At 70.2% G+C, this 22786-nt stretch carries 23 protein-coding genes; 15 read left to right on the forward strand and 8 right to left on the reverse strand.

The features are described 5' to 3' along the window. The first annotated feature begins 91 nt into the window (after nucleotides 1–91). Both CQ034_RS12385 and CQ034_RS12390 read left to right on the forward strand, forming a co-directional pair. The gene (locus tag CQ034_RS12385; protein ID WP_105711277.1) at nucleotides 92–3757 is read left to right on the forward strand and encodes a bifunctional proline dehydrogenase/L-glutamate gamma-semialdehyde dehydrogenase; all 3666 of its coding nucleotides are present in this window, start codon (nucleotides 92–94) and stop codon (nucleotides 3755–3757) included. A gap of 50 nt (nucleotides 3758–3807) precedes the next feature. Beyond that, the gene (locus CQ034_RS12390; protein WP_105711278.1) at nucleotides 3808–4062 is read left to right on the forward strand and encodes a hypothetical protein; all 255 of its coding nucleotides are present in this window, start codon (nucleotides 3808–3810) and stop codon (nucleotides 4060–4062) included. Nucleotides 4063–4257: 195 nt separating this feature from the next. Here the strand turns inward: CQ034_RS12390 and CQ034_RS19445 are convergent, their stop codons facing one another. After that, nucleotides 4258–4500 (reverse strand): hypothetical protein, encoded by a 243-nt coding sequence (locus tag CQ034_RS19445; protein ID WP_146114839.1) that lies wholly within the window; start codon nucleotides 4498–4500, stop codon nucleotides 4258–4260. Between the two features lie 120 nt (nucleotides 4501–4620). On the opposite strand from CQ034_RS19445, the gene CQ034_RS12395 reads away from it, so the two are divergent. The 5 genes from CQ034_RS12395 (at nucleotide 4621) to rocD (ending at nucleotide 8556) form a co-directional block, all read left to right on the forward strand. After that, nucleotides 4621–5055 carry a hypothetical protein gene (locus CQ034_RS12395; RefSeq protein ID WP_029262128.1) on the forward strand — a complete coding sequence of 145 codons (435 nt, stop codon included), beginning with the start codon at nucleotides 4621–4623 and terminating at the stop codon, nucleotides 5053–5055. After that, entirely contained in the window at nucleotides 5055–5291 is a 237-nt protein-coding gene (locus CQ034_RS12400) for a helix-turn-helix transcriptional regulator (protein WP_105711279.1), read from the forward strand. The genes CQ034_RS12395 and CQ034_RS12400 overlap by 1 nt, the downstream gene beginning before the upstream one ends. Then, on the forward strand, nucleotides 5288–6289 hold the full coding sequence (locus CQ034_RS12405) for an NAD(P)-dependent alcohol dehydrogenase (protein WP_105711280.1): 1002 nt from the start codon (nucleotides 5288–5290) through the stop codon (nucleotides 6287–6289). The genes CQ034_RS12400 and CQ034_RS12405 overlap by 4 nt, the downstream gene beginning before the upstream one ends. 171 nt (nucleotides 6290–6460) lie before the next feature. Then, on the forward strand, nucleotides 6461–7339 hold the full coding sequence (gene ddaH, locus CQ034_RS12410; protein ID WP_105711281.1) for a dimethylargininase: 879 nt from the start codon (nucleotides 6461–6463) through the stop codon (nucleotides 7337–7339). Next, nucleotides 7336–8556 (forward strand): ornithine--oxo-acid transaminase, encoded by a 1221-nt coding sequence (gene rocD, locus CQ034_RS12415; RefSeq protein ID WP_105711282.1) that lies wholly within the window; start codon nucleotides 7336–7338, stop codon nucleotides 8554–8556. Before ddaH ends, rocD begins: the two co-directional genes overlap by 4 nt. Before the next feature lie 95 nt (nucleotides 8557–8651). On the opposite strand, the gene CQ034_RS12420 is transcribed toward rocD, so the two are convergent. The 3 genes from CQ034_RS12420 to CQ034_RS12430 form a co-directional block, all read right to left on the reverse strand. Next, nucleotides 8652–8939: a hypothetical protein gene (locus CQ034_RS12420; protein WP_105711283.1), complete on the reverse strand. Its 288-nt coding sequence runs from the start codon at nucleotides 8937–8939 to the stop codon at nucleotides 8652–8654. Nucleotides 8940–9002: 63 nt separating this feature from the next. Continuing rightward, nucleotides 9003–10340, reverse strand: a complete 1338-nt coding sequence (locus CQ034_RS12425) for an MFS transporter (RefSeq protein ID WP_029262134.1) — start codon at nucleotides 10338–10340, stop codon at nucleotides 9003–9005. Between the two features lie 5 nt (nucleotides 10341–10345). Then, nucleotides 10346–10786, reverse strand: a complete 441-nt coding sequence (locus CQ034_RS12430; protein ID WP_029262135.1) for a MarR family winged helix-turn-helix transcriptional regulator — start codon at nucleotides 10784–10786, stop codon at nucleotides 10346–10348. Between the two features lie 59 nt (nucleotides 10787–10845). On the opposite strand from CQ034_RS12430, the gene CQ034_RS12435 reads away from it, so the two are divergent. The 6 genes from CQ034_RS12435 (at nucleotide 10846) to CQ034_RS12460 (ending at nucleotide 17024) form a co-directional block, all read left to right on the forward strand. Beyond that, nucleotides 10846–11583, forward strand: coding sequence for a copper homeostasis protein CutC (locus tag CQ034_RS12435; RefSeq protein WP_105711284.1), 738 nt, complete (start codon nucleotides 10846–10848; stop codon nucleotides 11581–11583). A gap of 33 nt (nucleotides 11584–11616) precedes the next feature. Next, a complete protein-coding gene (locus CQ034_RS12440) occupies nucleotides 11617–12474 on the forward strand; it encodes an alpha/beta fold hydrolase (RefSeq protein WP_029262137.1) in 858 nt (285 codons plus the stop codon). A gap of 176 nt (nucleotides 12475–12650) precedes the next feature. Continuing rightward, nucleotides 12651–13388, forward strand: a complete 738-nt coding sequence (locus CQ034_RS12445; RefSeq protein ID WP_029262138.1) for a DUF1684 domain-containing protein — start codon at nucleotides 12651–12653, stop codon at nucleotides 13386–13388. Between the two features lie 68 nt (nucleotides 13389–13456). Then, entirely contained in the window at nucleotides 13457–14506 is a 1050-nt protein-coding gene (locus CQ034_RS12450) for a biotin/lipoate A/B protein ligase family protein (protein ID WP_105711285.1), read from the forward strand. Beyond that, nucleotides 14485–15462, forward strand: a complete 978-nt coding sequence (locus CQ034_RS12455) for a site-specific DNA-methyltransferase (protein ID WP_258134194.1) — start codon at nucleotides 14485–14487, stop codon at nucleotides 15460–15462. Before CQ034_RS12450 ends, CQ034_RS12455 begins: the two co-directional genes overlap by 22 nt. A 50-nt stretch (nucleotides 15463–15512) precedes the next feature. Next, complete coding sequence (locus CQ034_RS12460; RefSeq protein ID WP_105711286.1) at nucleotides 15513–17024, forward strand: carboxylesterase/lipase family protein; 1512 nt, start codon at nucleotides 15513–15515, stop codon at nucleotides 17022–17024. A 20-nt stretch (nucleotides 17025–17044) separates the two neighbouring features. Here CQ034_RS12460 and CQ034_RS12465 read toward each other — a convergent pair whose 3' ends face one another. Genes CQ034_RS12465 through CQ034_RS12475 form a run of 3 tightly spaced genes read right to left on the reverse strand, consistent with a single transcriptional unit; the run spans nucleotide 17045 to nucleotide 19288 of the window. Then, nucleotides 17045–17392: a cupin domain-containing protein gene (locus CQ034_RS12465; RefSeq protein ID WP_105711287.1), complete on the reverse strand. Its 348-nt coding sequence runs from the start codon at nucleotides 17390–17392 to the stop codon at nucleotides 17045–17047. After that, on the reverse strand, nucleotides 17389–18792 hold the full coding sequence (locus tag CQ034_RS12470; RefSeq protein WP_105711288.1) for an FAD-binding oxidoreductase: 1404 nt from the start codon (nucleotides 18790–18792) through the stop codon (nucleotides 17389–17391). The genes CQ034_RS12465 and CQ034_RS12470 overlap by 4 nt, the downstream gene beginning before the upstream one ends. Before the next feature lie 28 nt (nucleotides 18793–18820). Next, entirely contained in the window at nucleotides 18821–19288 is a 468-nt protein-coding gene (locus CQ034_RS12475) for an Lrp/AsnC family transcriptional regulator (protein ID WP_029262144.1), read from the reverse strand. A gap of 100 nt (nucleotides 19289–19388) precedes the next feature. On the opposite strand from CQ034_RS12475, the gene CQ034_RS12480 reads away from it, so the two are divergent. After that, on the forward strand, nucleotides 19389–20840 hold the full coding sequence (locus CQ034_RS12480) for a gamma-aminobutyraldehyde dehydrogenase (RefSeq protein ID WP_105711289.1): 1452 nt from the start codon (nucleotides 19389–19391) through the stop codon (nucleotides 20838–20840). Between the two features lie 52 nt (nucleotides 20841–20892). Here the strand turns inward: CQ034_RS12480 and CQ034_RS19775 are convergent, their stop codons facing one another. Next, nucleotides 20893–22233 carry a M23 family metallopeptidase gene (locus tag CQ034_RS19775; RefSeq protein ID WP_258134195.1) on the reverse strand — a complete coding sequence of 447 codons (1341 nt, stop codon included), beginning with the start codon at nucleotides 22231–22233 and terminating at the stop codon, nucleotides 20893–20895. Between the two features lie 268 nt (nucleotides 22234–22501). On the opposite strand from CQ034_RS19775, the gene CQ034_RS12490 reads away from it, so the two are divergent. Next, nucleotides 22502–22786: hypothetical protein (locus CQ034_RS12490; RefSeq protein WP_146114840.1), on the forward strand; the 285-nt coding region annotated here is incomplete at its 3' end.

Below are 22786 nucleotides of genomic sequence, written 5' to 3' on the forward strand. Positions count from 1 at the left end.
TAGGACCGCGCGCGCGGACAGTGCGGCTCGCACATTCCATCCGGGGTGCGGGCTCCCGGCCTGCGGGGTGATGCAGACCTAGGGTGGACACATGGCAGAGTCGTCGTCATCTCCGGCGGATGCCGTGGCATCCGCACCCCTCGCAGACCGTGCCGTCGAGCTTGCTCGGCGGTGGGCGATCGAGGCCGCCGCGATCGAACCCGACCCCGCTGCCGCCCGTCTCGCCGGAGTGCTGCAGGATGCGAACGGGCTGCCGTTCACGCTCGGCTTCGTCGACGGCGTCATGCGCCCCGAGAGCCTGAGCGCCGCCGCCTCGCAGCTGCACCGCATCGCGCCGATCGTGCCCGAGTTCCTGCCCTGGTACCTGCGCTCGGTGGTGCGGCTCGGCGGGGGCGTCGCGCCGATCCTGCCGTCGCCGGTCGTGCCGATCGCGCGGAAGGTGCTGCGCGACATGGTCGGGCATCTCATCGTCGATGCGCGGCCCGCCAAGCTCGAAGCGGCCATCGAACGCATCACGGCCACGGGCTCGCGCCTGAACCTCAACCTGCTCGGCGAGGCCGTGCTCGGCGAAGCGGAGGCGAAGCGCCGCCTCGACGGCATTCACGACCTGATCCGACGAGCCGATGTCGACTACGTCTCGGTCAAGGTCTCGGCCATCGTCAGCCACTTGTCGATGTGGGCCTTCGACGAGATCGTCGACGAGGTGGTGGAGCGGCTGCTCCCGCTGTACCTCACGGCGGCCGCGGACGGCACCTTCATCAACCTCGACATGGAGGAGTACCGCGACCTCGACCTGACGATCGCGGTGTTCACGCGCATCCTGGAAGACCCTCGGCTCGCGGGGCTCGAGGCCGGGATCGTGCTGCAGGCGTACCTGCCCGATGCCCTGCCCGCTCTGCAGGAGCTGACCGCCTGGTCGCAGGACCGCGTCGCGCACGGCGGCGCCCGCATCAAGGTGCGCCTCGTCAAGGGCGCTAACCTCGCGATGGAGCAGGTCGAGGCGCGGATGCACGGCTGGACCCCCGCGACCTACGACACCAAGCTCGACACCGACGCGAACTACCTGCGCTGCCTGGACTGGGCCCTGCGCCCCGAGCATGCCTCCGCCGTGAAGATCGGCGTCGCGGGACACAACCTGTTCGGGATCGCCTACGCGTGGCTGCTCGCCGGCGAGCGGGAGGTGCGCGAGGCCGTCGAGTTCGAGATGCTGCTCGGCATGGCACAGGGGCAGGTGCAGGCCGTCTCGCGCGAGGTCGGGCCCGTGCTGCTGTACGTGCCCGTGGTGGCACCCGCCGAGTTCGACGTCGCGATCAGCTACCTGGTGCGCCGGCTCGAAGAGAACGCGTCGCCCGACAACTTCCTCTCCGCCGCGTTCCGGCTCGGCGAGGACGAGGCCCTGTTCGTGCGGGAGCAGGATCGGTTCCTCGACGCACTCGACCGGTCGGACGATCCCACGCTGCGGACCGGACCGCGTCGCACGCAGGATCGGAGCGCGCCGGTGCACGAAGCGCTGCGCCCCTCGCCCGTGGCACCGCTGCCGGAGACCGACCTGACCCAGGCCGTGCTCGGCATCTCGCGCGGCTCCGAAGACGGCGGCGGTCGCGAGGCCTTCCTCGAGACCGCCGTGTACTCCGCCCGCGAACTGGAGCAGGATGCCGGTGGTGCCCCCGGCTTCTCGAACACGGTCGACAGCGACCCCGCCCTGCCGGTGAACCGGGACTGGGCGCGCGAGGTGCGGGAGCGCATCGGCTCGTCCGAGCTCGGTGACGCCACGATCGCGGCCGCTCGCATCGACGACGCGGAATCCCTGGAACAGATCGTGCAGGGGGTCCGCGGTGCGGCTCCGGCGTGGGGTGGGCGTCCCGCCGCCGAGCGGGCCGAGGTGCTGCTGCGCGCCGCCGCCGCCCTCGAGGCTCGACGCGGCGACCTGATCGAGGTCGCCGCCTCCGAGACCGGCAAGATCTTCGCCGAGGCCGACATCGAGGTGAGCGAGGCCGTCGACTTCGCCCGGTACTACGCGGCCACCGCACGCGAGCTCGACGCGATCGCGGGTGCCGTATTCGTGCCGGCATCCGTCACGGTCGTCGCGCCGCCGTGGAACTTCCCGCTCGCGATCCCCGCCGGAGGAGTGCTCGCCGCGCTCGCTGCGGGTTCGGGCGTCGTTTTCAAGCCCGCGCCACAGGCCCGCCGCTGTGCCGCCGTGATCGCGGAGACGCTGTGGCAGGCGGGCATCCCGCGCGATCTGCTCGCGCTCGTCGACATCGAGGAGGGCGAGCTCGGACGCGAGCTCATCACCCACGACGCGGTCGACCGCGTGATCCTCACCGGCGCGTGGGACACCGCCGCGCTGTTCCGCTCCTGGCGTCCCGACCTGCCGCTGCTCGCCGAGACCAGCGGCAAGAACGCGATGATCATCACCCCCTCGGCCGACCTCGACCTGGCCGTCGCCGACCTGGTGAAGAGCGCCTTCGGGCACGCCGGTCAGAAGTGCTCGGCCGCCTCGCTCGCGATCCTCGTCGGCCCCGTCGGGCGCTCACCGCGGTTCAAGCGGCAGCTCGCAGATGCCGTGCGCTCGCTGCACGTGGGCACGCCCACCGATCCGCTCGCCGAGGTCGGCCCGGTGATCGAGCCTCCGCAGGGCAAGCTCGCCTGGGCGCTGAGCGAGCTCGAGGGCGAGGAGCAGTGGCTGATCGAGCCCGCGCTCGCGGCCGACGACGACGGCAGCGGGCGGCTGTGGCGCCCCGGCATCCGCGTCGGCGTGCAGTCGGGGTCGCGCTTCCACACCGAGGAGTTCTTCGGGCCGGTGCTCGGCATCATGCACGCACCGACCCTCGAGAAGGCCGTCGAGCTGCAGAACGCCGTCGCCTATGGGCTCACCGCCGGGCTGCACACGCAGGATCCGGGCGACCTCGCCTTCTGGCTCGACCGCGTGCAGGCGGGCAACCTCTACGTGAATCGCGGCATCACCGGGGCGATCGTGCAGCGGCAGCCGTTCGGCGGCTGGAAGCGGTCGGCCGTCGGACCGGGCGCCAAGGCGGGTGGCCCGAACTACCTGATCGGTCTGGGGTCCTGGCGCTCGCAGCCGGGCGGTCCGGCATCCAGCACCCTGCATCTGCGCGGGCTCGACTCCCGCATCACGGCGCTCATCGAGTCGGCGCAGTCGTCGCTGGAGTACGAGAAGTTCGAGTGGCTACGGCGCTCGGCGCTCTCGGATGCGCTGGCGTGGGACCGCGAGTTCGGTCAGGTGCGTGACGTGTCGCACCTCGGCGTGGAGCGGAACCTGTTCCGGTACCGTCCCGTACCCGTCGAGATCCGGGCGACGGAGGATGCCGCGTTGCAGGATCTGCTGCGCGTGGTGATCGCGGGTGTGCGCTCGGGTGCGGCCTTCGTGCTCTCGACGCCGGTCGGTCTGCCCGGCGATGTGCGCCGCGCGCTCGGCGACCTCGATGCCTCGGTCTTCCTCGAGACCGACGAGGAGTGGATGCAGCGGATGCTCCGTGACGAGGATGCCGTGGAGGGCGTCGTCGCGCTGCCCGTGAGCGACCGGGTGCGTCTGGTCGGCGGTCGTGCCGCGGTCGCCGCGCTGCACACGGCCCTGGCGACGGCATCGGGGGGCGATCCTGACCTCGCGGTGTACGACGGCGAGGTCACAGCGGCCGCCCGGATCGAGCTGCTGCCGTTCGTGCACGAGCAGTCGATCTCGATCACCGCCCACCGCTACGGCAACCTCGACCCCTGGAGCAGCGACGTGATCTGAGGTTCACCGGCGTACGGACGCCCGCCGTGCGGGCAGAGTCAGGAGGCGAAATGGATCACGCTCCACGTGAGGTCGACGAACGCGATACACGGTGGGAGAAATCGGCGCTGGATCTCAGGGTTTTCATCCAGGACGCCGAGGGGCGCCGAGAGACCTTTGACCTTGATGAAACGACTCTGGATGCTGCAAAACAGTGGGCCATGTCTCGTGCTGACCGTACGTCCGCAATCTCTATCGCGATGCGGACCATAGACGGTCAGGGGCGTTTAGGGCTGGTGTGGCTGATTGCGGATGCCGAGGACTGATCGCTGGGGCCAGCCGATCGAGCGGCTGGCCCCAGTCGTCAACCCGGCGGTGGTGTCCAGGAAAGCCGCGCACCTCAACCTGGTCGTGACCGGCGCGTCCGTGCCGTCGAACTGTGCCTCAGGTGGTGGCGAGGATCAGTAGTGCTGCTGTGACCAGCGCTCCGACGAGGGCCGTGCCGAACGTCGCCCAGCTCGTTACGCGTCGTTTCGTTCGGCTGGAGCGCGCGGACAGCGTTGCAATGGCGCGCCGCAGAGCGAGACGAGGCAGAAGACGAGGGCTGTGACGTTGGCTGCGTCCTTGAGGCTCGGCGAATGGCCGGGCATATTGACAGTCGCAATCGTGACAGCCACGGAAGCGGCGAGTGTTCCGCTCGCCACGATGCCCGCGAGAAACCACGGCAGTGCGATCGATTTCCTCACCCGATCATCATGCGTCATCGGATCGGCCTCGCGATGCGCGACCGGACGACGGGGCGAGATGGGTGTGTAAAGAATTCTTGACACAGCCGTGTCGGCGGCGTAGCGTGAGTGTCAAGAATCTTTTACATCGGAGGCATCATGGTCTACGAGGAACGCAACGCCTGGGCGGGACTCATCGTCAGCCCGATCGCGCTGGTCGTCTATGTCGTGCTCGTGCTCCAGCAGGCCGGGGGAGGACCGCTCACCGCCGTCGACTGGTTCCCGCTCATGCTGTGGACGATCGGCGGAGGCATCGTCGCGACGATCGTGATCAGCATCGTCTGGGGCATCCTCGCCGGAATGAGAGACCCGGACGGCGCCGGCCGCTCCGACATCCGCGACCGTGACATCGGTCGCATGGGCGGCCGGGTCGAGCAGGCCTTCGTCGTGATCGCCGGGCTCGGGGTCATCGCGCTGTGCGCGGTCGGCGCCGATGTGTTCTGGATCGCGAACACCATGTACCTCGGCTTCGCGGTGTCCGCGCTCGTCGGCGGCGTCGCCCGCGTGATCGCGTACCGGCGGGGGCTCGTCTGATGGTGAAGCCCACCCTCGTCTCCAACAGCATCCGCGCGCATCGCGAGCAGGCCGGGCTCACCCAGGCCGAGCTCGCCCGCACCGTCGGAGTGACCCGGCAGACGCTCATCGCGATCGAGCAGCAGAAGTACTCGCCCACCCTGGAGCTGGCGTTCCAGATCGCCCGCGCATTCGGGGTCGGCCTCGACGACCTGTTCGAATACCCCGCCCCACCCGCATCCGGAGGAGCATCTTGACCGAGACGATGAACGCCTGGCGACGTGAGACCTATGGCCCGGCGACCGGGGTGAACCTCGAGCAGATCCTCGTGCCGGCGCCGCACCGCGGCGAGGTGCTCCTGAAGGTGCGTGCCACCTCGCTGAACGCGGGCGACGTGCGACTGCTGCTCGGCGACCCGCTCCTGGTGCGCCCGGTGTTCGGCCTCACCCGTCCGAAGCATCCGGTGCGCGGCATGGAGGTCGCCGGCACCGTCGTCGCGGTCGGGCCCGACGTGGTGAGCGCCGAGATCGGCGAAGACGTCGTGGGCGAACTGGTCGGCGGCGGAGGGCTCGCCGAGTACGTGCGGGTTCCCGCCTCCCGACTCGTGCCGATCCCACCCGACATCACTCCCGAGGCTGCGGCCTCCCTCCCCATCGCGGGCGGCACTGCGTGGCAGGCGCTCGACCTGGCCGGCGTCGGTCTGCGCGGAAACGAGGCTCCCCGGGTGCTGATCATCGGGGCATCCGGCGGCGTCGGCACGTTCGCGGTGCAGCTCGCCGCCCTCCGCGGGGCCGAGGTCTGGGCAGCGTGCAGCGCTCGGAACGCGCCGCTGGTCGAGCGCCTCGGCGCCGTGCGCACCTTCGACCATCGCGAGTCGCCGCTGAGCGAGATCCCCGCCAGCCGCTTCGACGCGATCATCGACATCGCCGGAGGGATGCCGCTGCGCGAGCTGCAGCGTCTCGTCGGGCACGGTGGTCGGATCGTGCTGGTGACCGGCGACGGTGGGCATGTGCTCGGTCCCGTCCCGCGGATGCTGCGCGCCGCGGTCCTGTCAGTCGGCTCCCGGAGCATCCGTCCCCTCGCCGCGACGCCGCGCCCGGAGGTGTTGGCCAAGCTCCTCGAACTCGTCGCCGACGGCCGCATCGTGCCCGTGATCGAGCGCGAGTATCCGTTCGCGGAAGCATCCGCCGCCCTCGCCCACCTCGAGGCCGGGCACACCGCGGGGAAGGTCGTGGTCCGCGGCTCGGGGGTCTGAGCGCCTCGGATGGAATGCGGCTCTGGCGGCATACAGGGGGCGGGTGACACAATGGACTCCGGCGTGCCCGAGTCGCATCTTCCCCGTCGCCGGCTCTGAACGAGCAGCGGGTCGAAGGACCGCCGGGCCCCAGGACAGCGTCCGCCGCGCCCGTCCATTCGAGGAGCCCCCATGTCGACGACTGAAACTGCCGTCCGCACCGCACCCGCCCGCACCGCGCACCGCCGCCACTACCTGATGTGCAAGCCCGAGCACTTCACCGTGAACTACTCCATCAACCCGTGGATGGAGCCGTCGCGGCCGACCGACACCGCCAACGCCGTCGTGCAGTGGCAGAAGCTGCACGACCTGTACCTCGAGCTCGGCCACACGGTCGAACTCATCGAGCCGCTCGCGGGCTACCCCGACATGGTCTACACGGCCAACGGCGGATTCCTGATCGACGGCCGCGCGTACGTGCCCGAGTTCCGCTTCGTCGAGCGCCAGGGTGAGGCCCCGGCGTTCGCCGACTGGTTCCGCGCCGCCGGCTACGACACCGTGATGCCGAAGGAGGTCAACGAGGGCGAGGGCGATTTCCTGCTCGTCGGCGACGTGATCCTGGCCGGTACCGGCTTCCGCTCCACCGGAGACAGCCACCGCGAGGTCGGCGAGGTCTTCGGCCGTGAGGTCGTCTCGCTGAACCTCGTCGACCCGCGCTTCTACCACCTCGACACCGCGATCGCCGTGCTCGACCCGGTGCAGGGCGCCGACAACGGCGGCCCGGAGCGTGCGAACATCGCGTACCTCCCCGGCGCCTTCGACGACGCCAGCCGTGCCGAACTCGAGAAGCGCTTCCCCGACGCGATCCTCGTGTCGGACGAGGACGGTTCGGTGTTCGGGCTCAACTCGGCGAGCGACGGCTACAACGTGATCATCTCGCCGCGCGCCAAGGGCTTCGAGAAGCAGCTGCGCGAGCGCGGATACAACCCGATCACCGTCGACCTCTCCGAGCTGCTGCTCGGCGGCGGCGGCATCAAGTGCTGCACGCTCGAGCTGCGGGGTGCCAAGTGACCGCGGTCGACATCGCGAACGAGGGCGAGGCCACGGTGACGAACACCGAGCCGCACGTCGCGCACAACTACCACCCGCTGCCGGTGAACATCGCCCGCGGTGAGGGCGCCTGGGTGACGGATGTCGAGGGCAAGCGCTACCTCGACCTGCTCGCCGCGTACTCGGCCGTGAACTTCGGGCACCGGCATCCGGCGCTCGTGGCCGCGCTCACCGAGCAGCTCGGCCGGGTCACGCTCGTCAGCCGCGCGTTCCAGAGCGACCGGCTCGAGCCGTTCGCCGCGGCGCTCGCAGAGCTCGCCGGCAAAGACCTGGTGCTGCCGATGAACACCGGCGCCGAGGCGGTCGAGACCGGCATCAAGGTCGCCCGCGCCTGGGGGTACCGGGTCAAGGGGATCGCTGCGGGCAAGGCGCGCATCATCGTCGCCGCCGGCAACTTCCACGGCCGCACGACCACGATCGTCAGCTTCAGCGACGATGAGCAGGCGCGAGACGACTTCGGTCCGTACACCCCGGGCTTCGACGTCGTCCCGTACGGCGACGCGGAGGCCATCGCCGCGGCCATCACCGAGGACACGGCCGCCGTGCTCGTCGAGCCCATCCAGGGCGAGGCCGGCGTCGTGATCCCGCCGGAGGGATACCTGCGCCGCATCCGCGAGATCTGCGACGAGAACAACGTGCTGTTCATCGCCGACGAGATCCAGGCGGGGCTCGGCCGCGTCGGCGAGACGTTCGCCTGCGACCGCGAGGGCGTCGTGCCGGACCTGTATCTGCTGGGCAAGGCTCTGGGCGGCGGCATCCTCCCGGTCTCGGCCGTGGTCGGGAACACCGATGTGCTCGGTGTCATCCGTCCGGGCGAGCACGGCTCGACCTTCGGCGGCAACCCGCTCGCTGCGGCCGTGGGTCTGCGCGTGGTCGAGATGCTGCAGACCGGCGAGTTCCAGGAGCGGGCGCGGGCTCTCGGCGCGCACCTGGAGCAGGCGCTGCAGCCGCTGATCGGACACGGCGTGACCGCCGTGCGCATCGCCGGGCTCTGGGCCGGAGTCGACATTGATCCCGCCCGGGGAACCGGCCGCGAGATCGCCGAGAAGCTGCTCGATCGCGGCGTCCTGGTGAAGGATACGCACGGTCAGACGGTGCGCATCGCGCCGCCGCTGGTGATCCGCGCGACGGAACTCGACTGGGCGGTGGAGCAGCTCAAGCTCGTCCTCGGCGCGTAGTACTCAGCGCAGGAGGCTGTGACGGGCAGCGCCACCGCAGGGGGGAGGCCGTCTCTGGGGGAGACGGCTGCGGTGACGCTGCCCTCTCGGAGCGCTCAGGCCGGTGGGGAATCCGGGTCGAGCGTCTTCAACGTGTCTTCCTCGGCCGCGTTGTCGGCGTCGAGTTGGTCTTCGGTCCCCTCGTCGCCGCCGAGGGCAGAGCGGTGGCCCTGGCCGGCATCGCCCTGGATGGCGCCGCCGGTCGATTCGCCGCGCGAGCTGTCGCCCTGGATCGCGCCGCCGGTGCCGTCGCCCTGACCGGCATCCTCATCGGGGACGCCGACGCCGGGAGCGCCCTCGGCCGGGTCCTGCGGGTGGGGTGTGCGTTCCGTGGTGTCGTCCATGCACCGACGGTACGTACGTCGGGTGCACTCCGTAGAGGGCGTTGACAAACCGCGGAAAGAGGCTCAGCCCTCGAGGTCGTTCCTCTTCGCCGTGCGGATGGGCGTGGTGACGGCTGCTTCGTCGCTGAACTCGATCGGGTCGGGCCGCTCGACCACACTCAGTGGCCGGGTCTCGTCGAGGGTGAGCAGGAAGCGGCGGTTCTCGGCGCGGCGCAGGCGGCCCGAGGTCGCCACCCAGATCACCCCGATCGCGCAGGCGACGAATCCGGCCGTGCCGCCGAGCATGATGGCCGCGCGCGGGCCGAAGGAGTCGGCGACCCACCCGGCGATGGGAGCACCCACCGGGGTCGAGCCCATGATCACGGCCATGTACAGCGCGAGCACGCGCCCGCGCAGCGCCGGCTCGGTGGTGATCTGCACGTACCCGTTGGCCGTGGTGAGCAGCGTCACGATCATGAAGCCGGTGAAGGTCAGGGTGACGGCATACGAGGCGTACGTCGGCATGGCGGACGACACGAACGCGGCGATGCCGAATCCGCCGGCGGCCATGATCACGACGCGCACCCGCGCGCGATCCCGGCGCGCCGCGAGCAGGGCGCCGATCAGGGAGCCGATCGCGAGCACCGAGCTGAGCACGCCGTAGCCGTCGGCACCCGCGCCGAACTCGAGCGCCATGGTCGAGGCGAAGATCGGGAAGTTCATGCCGAACGCGCCGATCAGGAACACCGTGACGAACACGACCCGCAGGTCGCTGCGCCCCCAGACGTACCGGAACCCGGCCGCGAGCCCGCCGCGGCTGCGGTTCTTCAGCCGTGGCGCGAGCAGGCCGGTGCGCAGCATCGACAGCGCGAGGATCATCGCGAGGAAGGTCGCGGCGTTCACGATGAAGACCCAGCCGGAGCCGATCGCCACGATCAGCAGACCGCCGACCGCCGGGCCGACCATGCGGGCGAGGTTGAAGGATGCCGAGTTCAGGGCGACCGCGTTCGACGTGTCGCCCGTCGACACCATGTCCGAGACGAATGCCTGCCGGGCCGGAGCATCGAATGCGTTCACGACACCGAAACCGAGGGCGAAGGCGAACATCATCGGCAGGGTCATCACATCGTTCAGCAGCAGCACGCCCACCGCGATCGCGAGGGCCAGGAGCGCCGACTGGGTGGCGAACAGGATGTGGCGTCGGTCGAAGCGGTCGGCCACCCAGCCGGTGAGGCTCACCAGCACGAGCGGCGGACCGAACTGCAGCGCCATGGTGACGCCCATCGCGGTGGCGTCGTTGTCGGTCAGCTCGGTGAGCACGACCCAGTCCTGGGCAGTGGCCTGCATCCAGCCGCCGACGTTCGAGACGAGGGCGCCGGCGAACCAGATCCGGTAGTTGATGTTCGCGAAGGAACGGAACATCGCGCTCATCGCTCCACCACCCGTCGCATCAGGGCGCTCGCTTCTCGGAGCGTCGTGAGCTCGGCCTCGGTGTATTCGACCTCGCGCAGCATGTCGGCCAGCAGCTCGTCGCGGCGGCGGATCGTCTCGACGACGAGCTCGATGCCGGCGTCGGTGATGTCGACCTGCACGCGGCGGCGATCTTCCTCGTCGGGAGTGCGGACGACGAAGCCCTGCTCCTCGAGTCCGTTGATGGTGCTGGTCATCGATGGTGCGGTCACGCGCTCGCGCACGGCGAGGGTCGAGATCGTGCGGCGGCCGTTCATGCGCAGGTCGGCGAGTACCGCCAGCTGTGCATCGCTCATCGAGTCGGCCGCGCGGGCGCAGCGGAGGCGACGGGCCAGGCGGAACGTGGCCATGCGCAGGTCTGTGGCGGTGAGGGCGAGGGATTCATCGGACGCAGACATTACTTAGATAGCCTATCTAATTTTTCTGACACTGTCTCGGTGCCGGGCACAATGGAGGAGTGACCCGAACACTCGCCTTGGAAATCGCCGTGCAGGACCCCGCCGGAGTGCGCATCGCCGCCGAGATCGGCGCCGACCGCGTCGAGCTCGCCACGGCCCTCGCCCTCGGCGGACTGACCCCGTCTCCCGCGACGCTCGAGTTGGCGGTCGAGGCGGCCGGAGCAGATGGCCCCGAGGTGCACGTGCTCGTCCGGCCGCGCGGGGGCGGCTTCCACTACACCGACGACGAGCTGGCGATCACCGAGCGCGACGTGCGCCGCGCGATCGCTGCGGGTGCGACCGGCGTCGTCATCGGCGCGCTCGACGCGGCGGGGCACCTCGACCTGTTCGCCATGGCCCGGCTCCGCGATGCCGCGGGCGGAGCGCCCGTCACCCTGCATCGCGCCATCGACGTGACGGCCGACCCCGTGGCGACGCTGCGCAGCGCCCGCGAGCTCGGTCTGCGCCGCGTGCTGACCTCGGGTGGGGCATCCGCCGCGATCGACGGCATCGACACCCTGCGCGCACTCGTCGCCGCGGCCGAAGGCGAGATCGAGATCATGGCCGGCAGCGGCGTCGACGTCGCGAGTGCCCCGGTGCTCGCCGCGGCGGGGGTGGACGCGATCCACTTCTCCGCCAAGCGCTCGGTGATCGAGGAGGGCGGCGTGCGGATGGGCTCGGCCTCCGACGGCGTCGGCGGCTACGAGGTCACCGACCGCGACATCGCCTTCGCGATCCGGGATGCCGTCGCGCGGTAGGCGCTCTCGGCCCGCGGTCGCTAGGCTCGCAGCGTGACGGATACGCGCGAGTTCACCGACGCCCATGGCGTGGCCATCGTCTATGACGTGCATCCGGCTGCGGGGACTCCGCGCGGAGTCGTGCAGCTCCTGCACGGCGTCGGCGAGCATGCCGGACGATACGGCGCTCTGATCGGCGCCCTCACCGAGGCCGGCTTCCACGTCTACGCCGACGACCACCGGGGCCATGGCCGCACCGGCATCCGTCAGCACGGCGGACCCGAGAAGCTGGGGCGACTCGGCGTCGGCGGACTCCGCGCGGCCGAGGATGCCGTCTGGCAGCTGACCGGAATCATCCGCGACGAGAACCCCGACCTGCCGCTCGTGCTGCTCGGCCACTCGTGGGGTTCGTTCCTGGCGCAGATGCTCGTGAACCACCACCCGGAGGCGTGGGATGCCGTGATCCTCTCGGGCTCCGCGCTGCGCACCCCCGGGTTCCTCAACGCGGCACCCCTGAACGCGCGGTGGGCGAAGGACGAAGGCGCCACGGGGCTCGAATGGCTCAGCCGCGATCCCGCCGTGTGGGCCGCGTTCGCCGACGATCCGCTCACGACCGACGTCCCGCTGCTCAAGCTCTTCGGTCCGATCGAGGCCGCGCGGCTCTACGGGCGTCCGGCCAAGGACCTGGGCCGCGACATCCCGATGCTGCTCCTCGTCGGTCGCGATGACCCGGTGGGCGGACCCCGCAGCGTGCACAAGCTCGCCGACGAGTACCGCAGCCGGTCCGGGCTCACCGACATCACGACCCTCGTGTACCCGGATGCGCGCCACGAGATCTTCGCCGAGCTGCAGCAGGAAGAGGTGCGCGCCGACGTGCTCGCCTGGCTCGACGCGCACATCCCCGCGCGCTGAGCAACGCGCCTCGCATTCCCGCTTCCGAGCGGTGTGACGCGACGTTACGCCCGGTGAAGGCGTGTGACAGACCCGTTCTCCGGGCTCGGAGACGACCGTAGATTCGGGTCAGTATTCCGCGCAGGAGCGAGGAGCGCGCCGTTGTGGGCTGCCCTCGCACGGGAGGGACCGCACCGATGAGCTTCGTGAAGGACTGGCAGGACTGGCACGCGTCGCGCGAGCGCTACGCAGGGTCGGAGTACGGTCCGTCGGCGCTCGAGTCGACGAACTGGCTCATCACGGAGGCGGCAGCGGTCGACGGCATCCCCGGGCTCTGGGCGCTGACCGGCGACGGCGGCATCCGGGGGAGCGAGCTCGGTCAGGCGGGGTCGACCGTGGTCCTGCGTGGCACGGAGAGTGTCCGCCTCGGCAGGCGTGAGCTGCGGGTGTTCGATCGCCACGGTGCCCTCGCGCTGCGGGTGCTGAATCCGGCACGGCCGCAGCGCGAGTGGTTCACCGCGATCGACGCCTACGCGCCCGACGAGCGTTGGCGACTCCCGGCGGTGTTCGAGGAGACGCCGGATGAGCAGATCCTGATCACATCGGTCGACGGTGAGGCCCGGGAGACGCCGGTCGCCGGGCGGTTGCGGTTCGAGCTGGCGGGGGCAGCCCAGACGCTGACCGTCACCAGGAACGGACAGGGGGCGTTGAGCGCGGTCTTCGCCGACGGTACCAACGGTCTGGAGACGTACCGCTTCCGGTTCCTGCCGGTCGACGAGCCCGCCGCCGACGGCACGGCCGTGATCGACTTCAACCGCGCCTATCTGCCGCCGTGCGCGTTCTCGGACCAGTACGTCTGCCCGCTGCCGCCCGCCGGCAACCGGTACTCGACACCGATCCGTGCCGGGGAGCGCGTGGTGGTGCTCGGGGGCTGATCCGTCACGGTGGTGCTCCGTCACGGCTGACCCGCCGGATCGGGGCTCTCGCGCCTTAAGCTGGAACCGTGCACGGTGAATACAAGGTCCCAGGTGGAAAGCTCGTCGTCGTCGACCTCGAGATCGAGGACGACCGGATCGCCCGCTTCCGCCTCGCCGGCGACTTCTTCCTCGAGCCGGACTCGGCGCTCGACGACATCAACGCCGCGGTCAACGGGCTGCCCGCAGAGACGGATTCGACGGCGATCGCCGCGGCCGTCCGCAGTGCCCTTCCGGATGGCGCTCAGCTGCTCGGCTTCTCGCCCGAAGCCGTCGGCACCGCGGTGCGCCGTGCGCTCGTGACGGCCCCGGGGTGGCGCGACTTCGACTGGGAGATCGTGCACGACAAGGCGGTCTCGCCGCGCATGAACCTCGCCCTCGACGAGGTGCTCACCGCCCGCGTCGGCGAGGGGCGCCGTCGTCCCACCCTGCGCATCTGGGAGTGGGACGAGTCGGCCGTCGTGATCGGGTCATTCCAGTCGTACCGCAACGAGGTCGACCCCGAAGGCGCCGCACGGCACGGGTTCGATGTGGTCCGCCGCATCTCCGGCGGCGGGGCGATGCTCATGGCCGCGGGGCAGATCATCACGTACTCGCTGTATGTGCCGGCATCGCTCGTCGCCGGCATGACCTTCGCCGACTCGTACGCCTTCCTCGACGACTGGGTGCTGCAGGCGCTGCGGTCGCTCGGCATCGACGCGGTCTATCAGCCGCTCAACGACATCGCGAGCCCGACCGGCAAGATCGGCGGTGCCGCGCAGAAGCGCCTCGCCAACGGGGGAGTGCTGCACCACGCGACCCTGTCGTACGACATCGACGGCCAGGTCATGACCGAGGTGCTGCGCATCGGCCGCGAGAAGCTCAGCGACAAGGGCACCACCTCGGCCGCCAAGCGCGTCGATCCGCTGCGCAGCCAGACCGGACTCGAGCGCGCTGAGATCATCGAGCGGTTCAAGGACACCTTCCGCTCGCTGACCGACGCAGAGACGGGGTCGATCGCGGCGGACGAGTACGCCGACGCGGAGGCTCTCGTCGAGTCGAAGTTCGCCACCGAGGCGTGGCTGCATCGGGTGCCGTGACCGCGGGCGCGGTCACCGTCATCGAGGGCGACAACCTCGCCGTCGCGGCGACCCTGCCCACGGGTTCCTTCACGCTCGTGTACCTCGACCCGCCGTTCAACACCGGCCGGACGCAGGGCCGGCAGGTGGTTACCGCGCGGCGGACGTTCACGACTCAGGAAGAATCCGCAGATTCGGGCGCGGAGCCCGTCGAATCGAGCGAGGCGGCACCGGTCTTCCTGAGTTCTGAACCGCCGGCGACCGAGCCCGAGCCTGAGACCGCGCCCGCGACCGAGGTGCGGAACGGGTTCCACGGCCATGCGTACGAGCGGGTGCGCGGGATGCTGCGCGCGTACGACGACCGCTTCGACGACTACGGCTCCTTCCTGATGCCGCGGCTCGAGGAGGCGTGGCGGCTGCTCGCCGACGACGGCACGCTGTATCTGCACCTCGACTACCGTGAGGCGCACTACGCGAAGGTGATGCTCGACGCCGTGTTCGGGCGGGACTGCTTCCTCAACGAACTCATCTGGGCGTACGACTACGGCGCGAAGTCGCGCAGCCGCTGGCCCACGAAGCACGACACGATCCTGGTGTACGTGAAGAACCCGCGGGAGTACGTGTTCAACTCCGACGAGGTCGACCGCGAGCCCTACATGGCACCCGGACTGGTCACGGCCGAGAAGGCTGCGCGCGGCAAGCTGCCGACCGATGTGTGGTGGCACACGATCGTGCCGACGACCGGGCGCGAGAAGACCGGTTATCCCACGCAGAAGCCGGAGGGGATCCTGCGCCGCATCGTGACCGCGTCGAGTCGACCCGGCGACCGGGTGCTCGACCTCTTCGCCGGCAGCGGCACGACCGGGGCCGTGGCCTCGGCGCTCGGTCGCGATGCCGTGCTGGTCGATGACAACCCCGAGGCGATCGGGATCATGAAGACGCGGATGCCGCACGCCGAGGTGATCACGCCCGGCTGAGGGCGTTCGCGGTGTCGCCGCTCGCCGTCCACAGACGGGAGAATGCTGTGATGACGGATACCGACTTCGAGACGACCGCCGACCTCGTCGAGGTGACGACCACCGCAGGACGCGTGCGCGGCCGCTGGCGTCCGACCACCGGTGGTCGAGGCAATCCGCGGTCGGCGGCGTTCCTGGGCATCCCGTTCGCGGAGGCCCCGGTCGGTGAGCTGCGCTTCCAGGCGCCCGTGCCGAAGGCGCCGTGGGAGGGCGTGCGCGACGCGCTCGAGTTCGCCGCCACCGCGCAGCGCGGCGATCCCGGCGTCACGCTCATCCCCGAGCCGAGCGTCGAGGGCGAGTCGACACTCAACGTCAACGTGTTCACGCCGAGCCCGGCCCGCGCCGGGCAGGGAACCGGGCTCCCGGTGCTCGTCTGGATCCACGGCGGCGGGTACTTCGCCGGCTCGCCCGCGAGCGTCTGGTACGACGGCCGCAACTTCAACCGCGACGATGTCGTGACCGTGTCGATCTCGTACCGCCTCGGCTTCGACGGCTTCGGCTGGATCGAGGATGCTCCCTCGAACCGTGGTGTGCGCGACTGGCTGCTCGCGCTGGAGTGGGTGCAGCAGAACATCGCCGCGTTCGGCGGCGACCCGTCGCGCGTGACGATCGCCGGCCAGTCCGCGGGCGGCGGTGCCGTGCTGACCCTGCTCGGCATGGAGAAGGCGCAGCACCTGTTCCACGGTGTCTACTCGATCTCCGGCGCGCTCGCCGATGTCGCCGCCACCCGTGCCGAGACGTTCGGTCGCGCGCTCGCCACCGCCGGCGGGGTCGAGCCGACCGTCGCCGGCTTCTCGTCGCTGTCCGAGGAGCGCATCCTCGAGCTGCAGAAGAAGGCGACCCAGCTCGGGCCGTCGTCGGTCGGCACCATGATGGAGGAGGGGCTGCCGCTCGGACCGCGCATCGACGGCGATCTGCTGCCACGGTCGACGCGCGAGGCGCTCGCCGCGGGTGTCGGCGCCGACAAGCCGCTCGTGCTCGGGGCGACCGACGACGAGTTCACGATGGTGTTCTCGGACGCGGCGAAGAAGCTGCGCTGGGTGCCCCGGTCGCTCCTGCTGGGAAAGCTCGGGCTGCCGAAGGCCGCGCGCCGTGCGTACCTCGCCGCCAACGCCGACGTCACGGGACTCGGCAATGCCCGTGTCGCCGGGCGACTGCTGACCGACCGGATGTTCCGCTCGGCGCTGCTGAAGGTCGTCGCCGACCGCGGAGCCGCGCCGACCTGGGTGTACCGGTTCTCGTGGCCGTCGGGGCGCTTCGGTTTCGCGGAGCACTGCCTCGATGTGCCGTTCTTCTTCGACTGCCTGGACGGGCCCGCGATCGAGCCGCTCGCCGGCCCGAACCCGCCGCAGCAGCTGGCCGATGAGGTGCACGGCGCGGCGGTCGCGTTCGTCACGGGCGGGGATCCCGGGTGGCCGCGGCACGAGGGGGGTGCGGGCATCGTCCGGGTCTACGACGTGCCGACGCGCGACGTCCGCGATGCCTATGCCTCCGTGCGTCCGCTGCTGGGAGAGTCGTCCTGACGGTCTGAGCCGACCTGCCGTCAGGCCACGTACACCTTGCGGAGCGTCTCGGTCACGGTCCAGGTCGTGCGCATGCCCTCGGCGAGACGCACGACCGAGCCGGGGCCGATCTCGAGGTCGGGCAGCCCCGACGAGCCGAACGAGATCGTGGCGCGGCCGCTCAGCACGACGAACACCTCGTCGGCCTCGGTGTCGGTCGCAGTGCCGGGTGTCATCTCCCACACGCCGATCTCGACCCCGCCGAGACTCGCCAGCTCGTGTACGGCGGTCGTCGGGGCGCCGGCGAGCACCTCGCCCGCGGGCAACGGCTCGTGCGCGAGCGCGAGACCACGAGCATCCATCCCCGTCCCCGCCGCGAGAGCGTTCACGAGTCGAAGCCCATGCCGACGGCGTCGAGCGTCTTGAGGAACAGGTTGCGCTTGCCCTCGTTGTGGTCCGCCCGGTCCATGGCCGCGCGCACCAGGTTCACGCCGATCGACGCGGCGGGCTCCGGCGGGAACGGGATCGGCTTCTCGCGCACCATCCGCAGCTCGGTGCGTTCGGTCGAATCCCCCGACAGCGTGTCGAGCATGACGTCGGCGGCGAAGCGGGCAGCCCCCACACCCAGTCCGGTGAAGCCGGTCGCGTAGGTGACGCGGCCCTTGCGGGCGGTGCCGAAGAACGCGCAGAAACGGCTCGACGAGTCGATCGCCCCGGCCCAGCGGTGGGTGAAGCGCAGGCCCTCCAACTGCGGGAAGGTCGTGAAGAAGTGCGAGGCGAGCTTGCGGTGGCTCTCGATGCGGTCCTCGTACTCCGGGCGCACCTTGCCGCCGTAGTGGTAGACCGCGTCGTAGCCGCCGAACAGGATGCGGTCGTCGGCGGTGAGTCGGTAGTAGTGGAACTGGTTCGCGCTGTCGGCGAGGCCCTGGCGGTTCGACCAGCCGATCGACGCGAGCTGTTCGGCGGAGAGCGGCTCGGTCATCAGCACGTAGTCGTAGACCGGCACGGTCATCAGGCGGTTGCGCTTGAGGAGCGAGGGGAACACGTTGGTGGCGAGGGCCACGGCATCCGCCACGACCCGACCGTTCGGCGTGACCAGCGTGATCGGACCCGAGGCGTCGCCTTCGATGGCGCGCACGATGCTGTGCTCGTAGATCTCGACGCCGAGGTCTGCGGCGACGCGTGCCAGCTCGACGCCCAGTTTGGCCGGGTGCACCAGGGCAGAGCCCTCGCGGTCCCAGGCTCCGGCGAGGAACGTCTCGGAGTGCACCTCCGCCTGCACGGCTTCGCGGTCGAGGAAGCCCGGTTCGTCCCGGAGCCACTCGACCTGGTGCGGCTCGACTGCGACGGCCAGCTGACCGGTGCGCTCGAACTCCGCGTCCATGCCGTAGCGTGCGACGGTCTGCTCGATGCCGTCGAGGTTCTCGTGGCCCAGCTCCTCGAGCCGGTCGATCTCCTCGGGCCAGCGGGTGACCCCGTTCTCGTGACCGTGGGTGAGGCTCGACTCGCAGAAGCCGCCGTTGCGACCGGATGCCGCCCACGCGATCCGCGACGCCTCCAGGAGGACGACGCGGCGCTCGGGGTCGCGCTCTTTGGCGCGCACGGCCGTCCACAGTCCGGCGTAGCCGCCGCCGACGATCGCGAGGTCGGCGCGGACCGTGCCGTTCAGGCGCGGATGAGTCGGTCGATCGACATCATCGAGCCAGAACACGCGGAGCGCGGTGTCGCGCAGGGAGTCGTCGACGACCCGCTGCGGCGGCCGACGGCGTTCGAAGACGGTGGTTCCCATGATCACTCCGATGCGTCGGGGGTGCGCCTCAGCGCGTTCCCCAGTTGTAGAGGTCTTTGTAGAGGCCCGCGTAGAGCAGACTCTCGGTGTGGACGATGCCCGGGATGGTGCGGATGCGGGTGGCGATGAGGGTGATCAGGTGCTCGTCGTCCTCGCATACGGCCTCGACGAGGATGTCGAACGTCCCGAGAGTGACGACGACGTAGGCCAGCTCGGGGATCGTGGTGAGCTCTTCGGCGATCGCGCGGGGGTCGCCGGAGACGCGGATGCCGATCATCGACATGCGGTGGAAGCCCAGCTGCATCGGATCGGTGACCGCGACGATCTGGATGATGCCGGCCTCGGTCATCCGCTGCACACGCTGGCGAGCAGCCGCCTCGCTGAGCCCGACCTCGCGCGCGATCTCGGCGTAGGGGCGGCGTCCGTCCTCCTGCAGGAGTTCGACGATGCGCTTCGAGATGTCGTCCAGTGCAGGCTGGGCAGGCTTGGGGCTCATCTGTCGATATTGACAGTCATGGCTCGATCCTGCAACTGATTCAGTCGCTGCGCGCGGCCGATATCTTCCGATTCCGCAGGTCGCGCGCTACCATGACGGCATGTCCCGCAGCCTTCTGAAGAACTCCGCGCCGTTGCAGAACTTCATCGGCGGTCGCTACGTGCCCGCGAGTGGGGCGGAACGGATGCCGCTCCTCGATCCTGTCACCGAAGCCGCGTACGGCGAACTGCCGCTCTCCGACGGTGCCGACGTCGACGCTGCCTATGCCGCGGCATCCGCGGCCTTCCCGCTCTGGCGTGACACGACGCCCGCCGATCGGCAGCTGGCGCTGTTCCGCATCGCCGATGAGATGGAGTCGCGGGCCGAGGAGTTCGCCGACCTGGAATCGCAGGACACCGGCAAGCCGCGCGCCAGCCTCGTCGCCGACGAGATCATGCAGTCGGTCGATCAGCTGCGTTTCTTCGCCGGTGCCGCCCGCAGTCTCGAAGGTCGGGCGGCGGGGGAGTACCTCGCCGGGCACACGTCGTTCGTGCGTCGGGAGCCGATCGGCGTGATCGGTCAGGTGACGCCGTGGAACTATCCGCTGAACATGGCCGTCTGGAAGATCGCGCCTGCGCTCGCCGCCGGGAACACGGTCGTGCTCAAGCCCGCGGAGTCGACGCCGTTGACCACGCTTCTGCTCGCCGAGATCGTCGCGCTGCATACCCCGGCCGGCACTCTGAACGTCGTGCTGGGCGATCGCGACACGGGTGTGGCGCTGGTCGAGCATCCGACCCCGCAGATGGTCGCGATCACCGGTTCGGTGCGTGCGGGCATGGCGGTGGCGCGCTCGGCGGCGAACGACGTGAAGCGCGTGCACCTGGAACTCGGCGGCAAGGCGCCGGCGATCGTGTTCGCGGATGCCGTGCTCGAGAAGGCGGTCGACGGGATCATCACCGGGGCCTTCTTCAACGGCGGCCAGGACTGCACGGCGGCCACTCGGGTGCTGGTGCACGAGTCGCAGCACGACGAGCTCGTCGCGGCGCTCGTGGCCAGGGCGAAGACGCACGCGCGCACCGGCGGACCGCATGAGGAGGGGGTGCTGTACGGCCCGCTGAGCAGCGCGGCGCAGCTCGCTCAGGTGCAGGGCTTCATCGACCGCCTGCCGGCGCATGCGACCGTCGAGACCGGCGGACGCCGCCAGGGAGACCGGGGCTACTTCTGGGAGGCCACGATCGTGTCGGGCGTGCGGCAGGACGACGAGGTCGTGCAGGGCGAGATCTTCGGTCCGGTGCTGACCGTGCAGGCGTTCTCCGACGACGACGAGGCGCTGGAGATGGCGAACGACGTGCCCTATGCGCTCGCCGCGTCGGTATGGACGACGGATCATGCCAGGGCGATGCGGTTCTCCCGCGACCTCGACTTCGGCTGCGTGTGGATCAACACGCACATCCCGTTCGTGTCGGACATGCCCCACGGCGGGTTCAAGCACTCCGGATACGGCAAGGACCTCTCGCAGTACGGCTTCGATGACTACACCCGCATCAAGCACGTGATGAGCGCGCTCGACTGAGTGGCAGCGGCCGCGGAGCCCGCGCAACGCGCCGACGGTTCGAGTGTGAGGGTCAGCTCACGTGCGTCTGGAGCCAGGGCATGGGGTCGATGGCGACGGTGTTGATGTGGACCTCGAAGTGCAGGCAGGAGCCGAACACGTAGCCGGTCGATCCGACGTCGCCGATGTACTGGCCTTCGTCGACACAGTCGCCGACCTCGACCGCACGGGTTCCGTAGTTCAGGTGCGAGTAGACGGTGCTCACGGCCTGTCCGTCGACGATGCTCTCGATCTGAATCGTCACGCCGTAGCCCTGGTAGCTCTCGGTGGAGCGGGAGACGCAGCCCTTCATCGCGGCGTTGATAGGGGTGCCCACACCCGCGGCGAAGTCCTGGCCGAGGTGAGACCGGCCCGGCCGTGACGCACCGAAGCCATCGGTGAACGAGTAGGTCCCGTCTGCCATCGGCATGATGATGCGATCGGCGATGGGGATGTCGACGGCGCTTCCGAGCGGCATGCCGGCAGCGAGTGCCGCCGCGACGGCACGGGAGCGTGTCTCCTCGATCTCCTCGGGCGTCGTCGCCGAGAAGGTCCCGCGCGGAGCGATCTCCGCGCGGATCTCGTCCGAGGACGAGGACGCGGACGCGGACGTGGATGTGTAGGACTGCGCGGCATCGGCAGCGGCCGCAGTGGTGAGGCTGGTGGTGGCGCCGGCGACGACTCCTTCGCTCCCGGTGGCGAGTGCGGGCAGTGCGGCGCCGGTGACCATCACGCCGATCGCGAATGTGGCGCCGAGCGCCTTGGCCTTCGCCCACGGACGCTTCGCGCGGCGGGGACGGACCGGAGACGAGGCGGGCTTTCGCGCGAGACGCCCTCGCGGGCTCCGGGGGCGGCCGGGCGTGCCGGTGGCCTTCGGGTGCGACGGGCGTGGGGTGTCCGTGGTGGCGGTGCTCGCATCGACGGGAGACTGCGCGTCTGTGGCGGTGCTCGCGTCGACGGGAGACTGCGTCTCGGTGGCGGTCGCGGTCGCGGTGCTCGCGTCGACGGGAGACTGCGTCGCGGTCGCGGTGCTCGCGTCGACGGGAGACCGCTCCGCGGTGGAGGCGTCGGCCGTGCGGGGAGGCTGTGCGTCCGAGGGCGTGTCCGCCGTGCGGGGAGGCTGTGCGTTCGAGGGCGCGTCCGCCGCGCGGGGAGCTTCAGGAGTCGTGGGGGCGGAGTTCCGCCGATCGCGCCGCAGCAGCGGGCGGGGTGCGACTGGTGCTTCTTCGGGGGCTTCCGGGGCGTCGTGAGCGCGCTCGGGTGGCAGGGAGTTCGTGACGGAGTCCTTCCGGAGGGCAGATGTACGCGGCGGTCGATCCCCCCGGATGCCACCGTTACCGATCTGTAATTTAGTTGGCGAACCTGTGAGCGTCAAATCGAAGAGCGGATGCTCGACGTCATGTCGACGACGGATGGTCTGTCTCCGGCGACATCGGTGTGTGCGGTGTCGGCGCGGATACTCACACTCTGCCCTGGTGGGGGCGTCCGCGTGTGTCGCAGTGGGGCGTGCTCTAGCCAGTGTGGACAAGTGTTGAGTCGGTGTTTCTGTGGAGGGCGTGTCGGTGTTTCGCGTGTTTCGGAATATTGCTCTGAACTGGGGTTATCGAGGTTCGAATGTCGGTGGTCCCGGGTTGACTGGGGGTATGAACAACCCCGCGGAACTGCTCGGCCAGGTCGTCGCTGACCTGGATGCGGTGCTGCGCTCTGACGTGATCGCCCGGCTCGGTGACGACGAGAAGATGGGGCTGTTGCGGGTCGCGGGTGAGGTGCAGCGGCGCGTGGGGGCGGTGGTCGTGGAGGCGGTCGCGTCGGTCGATGAACGGCCGGCGGGGTCGGGGGAGCCGGCGTTCTGCGGGCGCTATGGCTGCCGCACGGTGAACGAGTTGTTGCAGCGGGTGGTGCGCACGGATGCTGCGGGGGCGGGGCGG

The sequence above is a fragment of the Microbacterium sp. MYb45 genome, assembly GCF_002979655.1.
Lineage (GTDB): Bacteria > Actinomycetota > Actinomycetes > Actinomycetales > Microbacteriaceae > Microbacterium.

Excerpts from the sequence above, each read along its gene's own strand:
- CQ034_RS12385 (WP_105711277.1), top strand. The coding sequence starts at position 92 with ATGGCAGAGTCGTCGTCATCTCCGGCGGATGCCGTGGCATCCGCACCC.
- CQ034_RS12390 (WP_105711278.1), top strand. The coding sequence starts at position 3,808 with ATGGATCACGCTCCACGTGAGGTCGACGAACGCGATACACGGTGGGAG.
- CQ034_RS19445 (WP_146114839.1), bottom strand. The coding sequence starts at position 4,500 with ATGACGCATGATGATCGGGTGAGGAAATCGATCGCACTGCCGTGGTTT.
- CQ034_RS12395 (WP_029262128.1), top strand. The coding sequence starts at position 4,621 with ATGGTCTACGAGGAACGCAACGCCTGGGCGGGACTCATCGTCAGCCCG.
- CQ034_RS12400 (WP_105711279.1), top strand. The coding sequence starts at position 5,055 with ATGGTGAAGCCCACCCTCGTCTCCAACAGCATCCGCGCGCATCGCGAG.
- ddaH (WP_105711281.1), top strand. The coding sequence starts at position 6,461 with ATGTCGACGACTGAAACTGCCGTCCGCACCGCACCCGCCCGCACCGCG.
- CQ034_RS12420 (WP_105711283.1), bottom strand. The coding sequence starts at position 8,939 with ATGGACGACACCACGGAACGCACACCCCACCCGCAGGACCCGGCCGAG.
- CQ034_RS12425 (WP_029262134.1), bottom strand. The coding sequence starts at position 10,340 with ATGTTCCGTTCCTTCGCGAACATCAACTACCGGATCTGGTTCGCCGGC.
- CQ034_RS12430 (WP_029262135.1), bottom strand. The coding sequence starts at position 10,786 with ATGTCTGCGTCCGATGAATCCCTCGCCCTCACCGCCACAGACCTGCGC.
- CQ034_RS12445 (WP_029262138.1), top strand. The coding sequence starts at position 12,651 with ATGAGCTTCGTGAAGGACTGGCAGGACTGGCACGCGTCGCGCGAGCGC.
- CQ034_RS12460 (WP_105711286.1), top strand. The coding sequence starts at position 15,513 with ATGACGGATACCGACTTCGAGACGACCGCCGACCTCGTCGAGGTGACG.
- CQ034_RS12470 (WP_105711288.1), bottom strand. The coding sequence starts at position 18,792 with ATGGGAACCACCGTCTTCGAACGCCGTCGGCCGCCGCAGCGGGTCGTC.
- CQ034_RS12475 (WP_029262144.1), bottom strand. The coding sequence starts at position 19,288 with ATGAGCCCCAAGCCTGCCCAGCCTGCACTGGACGACATCTCGAAGCGC.
- CQ034_RS12480 (WP_105711289.1), top strand. The coding sequence starts at position 19,389 with ATGTCCCGCAGCCTTCTGAAGAACTCCGCGCCGTTGCAGAACTTCATC.